We start from the raw sequence: 6,025 nt of genomic DNA on the forward strand, positions 1-6,025 counted from the left end.
CGCGTTCCTTTCGGAGCGCGGGGCCTCGTGAGGCTTCAGCTCGGGGCGTGGATCAGATCTTCGCGCCCGCCGTCGGCTGGAACATCTCGTTGAACTCGGCGATGCACTTGTTCAGCGCCGTCTTGATGTCCGCCGTCAGCTCGCGCTTGGCCGCGATGTCCTTGGCGACCTGCGGGTAGCGGCCATCCGCGAACTCGATGAACTCGCGCATCCAGCGCACCACGTCGGACACCGGCACCTGACGGATCCACCCGCGCTTGTTCGCGTCCTCGCGGTTGGTGGCGGCGTACAGCTGCATCACCTGCTTCTCGACCGGCATCGGCTCGTACTGGCCCTGCTTCAGCACCTCCACCAGGCGGGCGCCGCGCGCCAGCGTCTCCTGCGTCGCCTTGTCGAGGTCCGAGCCGAACTGCGCGAACGCCGCCAGCTCGCGGTACTGCGCCAGGTCCAGCTTCAGCGTACCGGCCACCTGCTTCATGGCCTTGATCTGCGCCGCCGAGCCCACGCGCGACACCGAGAGGCCCACGTTGATGGCGGGACGCACACCGGCGAAGAACAGGTCCGTCTCGAGGAAGATCTGCCCGTCGGTGATGGAGATGACGTTCGTCGGGATGTAGGCGGACACGTCACCGGCCTGCGTCTCGATGATGGGGAGCGCGGTCAGCGAGCCGGCGCCCTCCTCGTCGGACAGCTTGGCGGCGCGCTCCAGCAGGCGGCTGTGGATGAAGAACACGTCGCCCGGGTACGCCTCGCGGCCCGGCGGACGGCGCAGCAGCAGCGACAGCTGACGGTACGCCACGGCCTGCTTGGACAGGTCGTCGTACACGATGAGCGCGTGCTGCTTGTTGTCGCGGAAGTACTCGCCGATGGCCACGCCGGCGTACGGGGCGAAGAACTGCATCGGCGCGGGGTCCGAGGCGTTCGCCGTCACCACCACCGTGTACTCCATGGCGCCCGCGCGCGTCAGCTTCTCCACCACCTGGGCCACCGTGGACTGCTTCTGGCCGATGGCCACGTACACGCAGTAAACGTTCAGGCCCTTCTGGTTGATGATGGCGTCGATGGCCACCGCCGTCTTGCCCGTCTGGCGGTCACCGATGATGAGCTCGCGCTGACCGCGGCCGATCGGAACCAGCGCGTCCAGGGCCTTGATGCCCGTCTGCAGGGGCTCGTGCACGCTCTTGCGCTTCACGATACCGGGCGCCTTCACCTCCAGGCGGCGCGTCTCGGTGGACGTGATGGGACCCTTGCCATCCAGCGGCTCGCCCAGGGGGCTCACCACGCGGCCCAGCAGTCCCTTGCCCACGGGCACGGAGGCGATCTGCGAGGTGCGCTTGACCAGGTCACCCTCGCGGATGTCCTTGAAGTCACCCATGATGGCGATACCGACGTTGTCCTCCTCGAGGTTGAGCACCAGGCCCTTCACCCCGTTGGAGAACTCCACCAGCTCGCCCGACAGCACACCCTCGAGGCCGTAGACACGGGCGATACCGTCGCCCACGGAGAGCACGGTCCCGGTCTCGGCGACGGTGACCTTCTTGCCGTAGTCCTTGATCTGCTCGCGGATGATTCTGCTGATCTCGTCGGCGCGGATTTCCATCTTGCGTCCTTGCACAGGGGCGGCCGGTGGGAATGCCGCCAGAGAAACCTATATGGCGGGGCCCCCTTACCACGCGTACCCCCCCACCGCAACGCGCAAGGGCCCTCTGGGGCACCGGTTGTCATCGGCGCTGTAAGCGACACTGGAGGGGAGGGAGCTTGCCTCTCAGGAGCCCGGGGCGTGCCGGGGCAGCCACACGATGAAACGCGTGCCCAGCCCCACTCCGGACTCCACCGAGATGCGGCCCCCAAGGGCCACCACGATCTGCCGGGCGATGTAGAGGCCCAGTCCCAACCCGTCGCCACTGGCGCGCTTGCCCCGCTTGAAGGGCTCGAACAAGGTCGCCCGCTCCTCCAGCGGCACTGGCGGCCCCTCGTTGCGCACCGTCAGGGTGACGCCGTCCGGCCCCCCCACCACCTTCACTTCCACTGGCGTGTCCTCGGGACTGTGCTGCACGGCGTTGCCCACCAGGTTGTCCAGCAGCTGGCCGAGCCTCGACTCGTCCCAGCTTCCCCGCATGTCCCCCTCCGTCTTGCAGACGATGAGCCGCGTGGGGTGCGACACCTGGAACTCCTCCACCACCCGCTCCAGCAGCTTGTCGAGCGACAGCGGCGTCGGCTTCACCGGAATCCCCCCGGCCAGCCGCGCCCGCGTGAAATCCAGCAGCTCGTGGATCATCCGCTCCATGCGCCGCGCCGCCGTGGACACGTGCGTCACCTGACGGGCCTGGGTCTCGCTCAGCCCACCGCCGCGCTGGAGCGCGCCCACGCTGAGCTGGATGGCGTAGAGGGGGGTGCGGAGATCATGGCCCACCACGCCCAGCAATTGCTCGCGGAAGGTGTCGGCCCGGGCGGCGGCTTCCTCTGCGGCCTTGCGCGCGCTGATGTCCCACACGGCCGTCATCCGCACGCTGCGTCCGCAGAACTCCACCGGCCGTCCCAGCACCTCCAGGAAGAGGCGCTTGCCGTCGGCGCGCAGCCCCGTCAGCTCGTACGGGGACTCCACCTGCCGGGACACGGCCCGCTGCACCGCCTCGCGGGACTCGGGCGCCACCCAGCGCGCCAAAGGCTGGCCCACCATCTCCTCCGGCGGGCTCCCGAAGAGGTTGGCCAGCGCGGGGCTCACGTCCAGGACGATGCCCGCGTCATGCAGGAAGTAGCCGTCACACGAGACGGTGACGAGGCCGCGCAGCCGCTCCTCGCTCTCGCGCAGCGCCTGCTCCCGCTCCACGCGCTCCGTCTCGTCCTCCATCATCAGCCCCACGCCCGAGCGCAGTCCGCCCGAGGAGGCCGGGAGCACGGTGACCCGGAAGTGCCGCACGTGGGTATTCGAGGTGAAGCCCGGCTGGCCCGACACCCGCGCGCCCGCTACCTGCTCGCCGGCCAGGGCGCGCTGGAGCAGGGGCGTCAGCTCCTTCGTCATCCCGGGCCAGACCTCGCCCACGGAGCGGCCCTCGTACGCGCTGCCGGGCAGCCCGCTCAGGGTCATCAGCGCGGTGCTGACGAAACGGAAGCGCAGCTCCTTGTCGAGGAAGGCCAGTCCGATACCCGACGCATGGAGTAGCGCCCCGAAGCACTGCTGGGCCTCCTCGGAAAAAGAAGGGGCCATAGGGGCGGCATGAGAGCGGTGGAGGACGGGCTGCGCCATGGTGGAGGACACGGGCTGGACCCGTGTGGTCACACCATAGCCTTTCCCTGGGCCGCTGGGAATACCGGGCTTGCCGGGAAGTGGGGAGGAGCCGACAACTCGGCTTCCTCGGGAGTCCAGCGAGCGAGACGGCTAGCGCTGCTTGAGCTCGCGGCGAAGCTGCTCGAGCTGGGTGCGCAGGGTGCCGTCATAGAGGGTGCTGCCCACCTGGGCGGCGACACCACCGAGGACGGAGGGGTCCACGCGGGCTTCCAGCACCACGTTGCGCTGGGTGAGCTGCTTGAGGGTGCCGGCCAGCGACTGGAGGGTGTCGTTGGACAGGGGGACGGCGCTGGTGACGTGGCCGCGCACGCGGCCGGCCTGGGCGTCCACCATGTCCCGGTAGAGGCGGGCGATGTCCGGCAGGTAACCGAGCCGGTTGCGGTCCACCAGCAGCCGCATGCTGTTGGCCAGCACGGGCTCCACCTGGCCGAGCGCCTTGAGGAGCGACTCCACCACGCGGGCGCGCTGCTCGCGGGTGTAGGCCGGGTTGAACAGCACGTCCGCCAGCTCGCGGTTTTGACCGACGGCGCTGGAGACGGAAGTGAGCTGCTCCGACACGGCATCGGCGCGGCCAGCTTCAGTGGCGACGTCGAGGAGCGCGCGGGCGTAACGGCGGGCGATTGACACGTTCACCATGGCGCGGCGGCCCTTAGCACGCCCCCCGGCCGGGGGCAACGCCGGGCCGTGTTCCCCTTACGGGGTCTCCAATAAGTTCCCCTGGGGCTGTACCCGCCGGGGGGGGTCCACGGAGGGACTCCGGGACCGCGCATCTCCGGCGTATCATGGACTTCCTTCAATGCGCGACCCCGTCATCGGCATCGATCTGGGCACCACCAACAGCGCCGTGGCCTCCGTGGAGGAGGGCCGGCCCCGCATCGTCCCGTCACGCTCGGGAGGCCGGCTGACCCCCTCCGTGGTGGGACTCACCCCCAAGCTGGCCGAGCGCGTGGTGGGCACCAAGGCCCAGGAGCTCGCCAACGAGCACCCCGACTGCGTGGTGTGGGCCACCAAGCGCTTCATCGGGCGGCGCTTCACCCCGGAGCTGGTCCAGCAGGCCAAAGCGGTGGTGCCCTACCAGTTGGCGGGCGGCAACACCGGAGACGTGCGCGTGAAGATGGCCGGGCGCACCGTGCCCGTCACCCAGGTGTCGGCGATGATTCTGGGGGAGCTCAAGCTGGACGCCGAGGCCTTCTTCGGGCGCGGGGTGAGCAAATGCGTCATCACCGTCCCCGCCAACTTCGATGACAGCCAGCGCCAGGCCACCCGCGAGGCGGCCACCATCGCCGGGCTGGACGCCATCCGCCTCATCAACGAGCCCACCGCCGCGGCGCTCGCCTACGGGCTGTCGCGTGGCTTCCAGGGCCATGCGCTCGTGTTCGACCTGGGCGGCGGCACCTTCGATGTCACCGTCCTGGAGATTACAGACGGCGTCTACGAGGTGAAGGCCACCGGAGGAGACCCGGCGCTGGGCGGCGAGGACTTCGACCTCAAGATTGTGGAATGGCTGCTGGCGCAGGTGGACGACAACCACCGCGAGCTGGTGCACCGGGACGTGGTGTCCATGCACAAGCTGAAGGTGGCCGCCGAGCAGGCCAAGCGCGAGCTGACGGAGTACGAGGAGACGCTCATCTCCCTGGACGGGTTGGGAGACCACACCCAGCCGGCGCGCAAGCTGACGGGCCTGGAGACGGCGCTGACGCGGAACTTCTTCGAGCAGCTGTGTGAGCCGCTGTCCAAGCGCTGCATCGCGGTGTGCGAGTCGGTGATGAAGGAAGCGGGGATGGACCCGCACGCGGTGGACACGGTGCTGCTGGTGGGCGGCATGACGCGCGTGCCGTTGATTCGCCGGCTGGTGACGGACTTCTTCGGCAGGTCGCCCTCCACGGAGGTCAACCCGGACGAGGCGGTGGCGCTGGGCGCGGCCATCCACGCGGACGAGCTGGCGCGGCAGTCGGGCGCGGCGCTGCTGCTGGACGTGGTGGGCAACTCGCTGGGCGTGGGCGTGATGGGCGGGAGGGTGAAGCACCTCATTCCCCGGAACAGCTCGGTGCCGGTGGTGGCCAAGGACGTCTTCCACCCGGGCCGTCACGGACAGACGGAGGCTCGCATCCCCATCTTCCAGGGCGAGAGCGAGATGCAGGACGAGAACCGCAAGCTGGGCGAGGTGGTGCTGCGCAACCTCCAGGGCGCCTCGCGCTCGGACACGCCGCTGGAGGTGACGTTCGAGCTGTCCAACGAGGGCACGCTGTCGGTGCGCGCCACCGACCTGAAGTCGGGGCTGAGCGAGGCGGTGAAGCTGGAGGCCCGTCCCCACCTGCCGGGCCAGGAGGCCGAGCGGCTCGTGAAGGAGCAGGCCGCGTACGCGCAGCGGCAGGCACAGGCGGACGCGAAGAAGACGGAGGAGACGTTCCGCAAGCTGCTGGAGCGCGGCGAGAAGCTGGCGAAGCTGCTGCAGCGCTCCGCCGAGGAGAATCCCAGTGACGAGGCGGACGCGGCGATGATCAACGTGCGCTCGCTGCTGGCCACCGGCTACTCGGCCCTGGAGGGCCGCGACGCCGAGCAGTGCGCCCAGGTGGCGCGCCAGCTCACCCAGTTGCTCTCCGGCCGCCGGGATTGAGCCCTTTATTTCCCCTCTCCCACCGGGAGAGGGACGGGGTGAGGGTGCCACGCATCCCGGGTTGAACCCCCTGCCCACACTGGGGGCCATGGATTGGAGAACGGGCCTGGATACCNCNC

Annotated in this window: 4 protein-coding genes; 1 reads left to right on the forward strand and 3 read right to left on the reverse strand. The window is 69.5% G+C overall.

The annotated features are described in order from the left end of the window. Nucleotides 1-52: 52 nt before the first annotated feature. The 3 genes from atpA to atpH all read right to left on the reverse strand — a co-directional run bounded on the left by atpA (nucleotide 53) and on the right by atpH (nucleotide 3,925). Nucleotides 53-1,600: a F0F1 ATP synthase subunit alpha gene (gene atpA / locus Q664_RS43760; protein ID WP_043410673.1), complete on the reverse strand. Its 1,548-nt coding sequence runs from the start codon at nucleotides 1,598-1,600 to the stop codon at nucleotides 53-55. Between the two features lie 165 nt (nucleotides 1,601-1,765). Continuing rightward, complete coding sequence (locus Q664_RS43765) at nucleotides 1,766-3,208, reverse strand: sensor histidine kinase (protein WP_235217105.1); 1,443 nt, start codon at nucleotides 3,206-3,208, stop codon at nucleotides 1,766-1,768. Between the two features lie 171 nt (nucleotides 3,209-3,379). Continuing rightward, nucleotides 3,380-3,925, reverse strand: a complete 546-nt coding sequence (gene atpH, locus Q664_RS43770) for an ATP synthase F1 subunit delta (protein WP_043410676.1) — start codon at nucleotides 3,923-3,925, stop codon at nucleotides 3,380-3,382. A gap of 160 nt (nucleotides 3,926-4,085) precedes the next feature. Between atpH and Q664_RS43775 the strand changes: the two genes are divergently transcribed. Continuing rightward, entirely contained in the window at nucleotides 4,086-5,906 is a 1,821-nt protein-coding gene (locus Q664_RS43775; protein ID WP_043410679.1) for an Hsp70 family protein, read from the forward strand. Nucleotides 5,907-6,025: the final 119 nt, after the last annotated feature.

The sequence above is a fragment of the Archangium violaceum Cb vi76 genome (assembly GCF_000733295.1).
In the GTDB taxonomy this organism is placed as follows: Bacteria; Myxococcota; Myxococcia; order Myxococcales; family Myxococcaceae; genus Archangium; species Archangium violaceum.

Coding starts and splice junctions, on each gene's coding strand:
- Q664_RS43775 (WP_043410679.1), top strand. CDS start 4,086: ATGCGCGACCCCGTCATCGGCATCGATCTGGGCACCACCAACAGCGCC.
- atpA (WP_043410673.1), bottom strand. CDS start 1,600: ATGGAAATCCGCGCCGACGAGATCAGCAGAATCATCCGCGAGCAGATC.
- Q664_RS43765 (WP_235217105.1), bottom strand. CDS start 3,208: ATGGCCCCTTCTTTTTCCGAGGAGGCCCAGCAGTGCTTCGGGGCGCTA.
- atpH (WP_043410676.1), bottom strand. CDS start 3,925: ATGGTGAACGTGTCAATCGCCCGCCGTTACGCCCGCGCGCTCCTCGAC.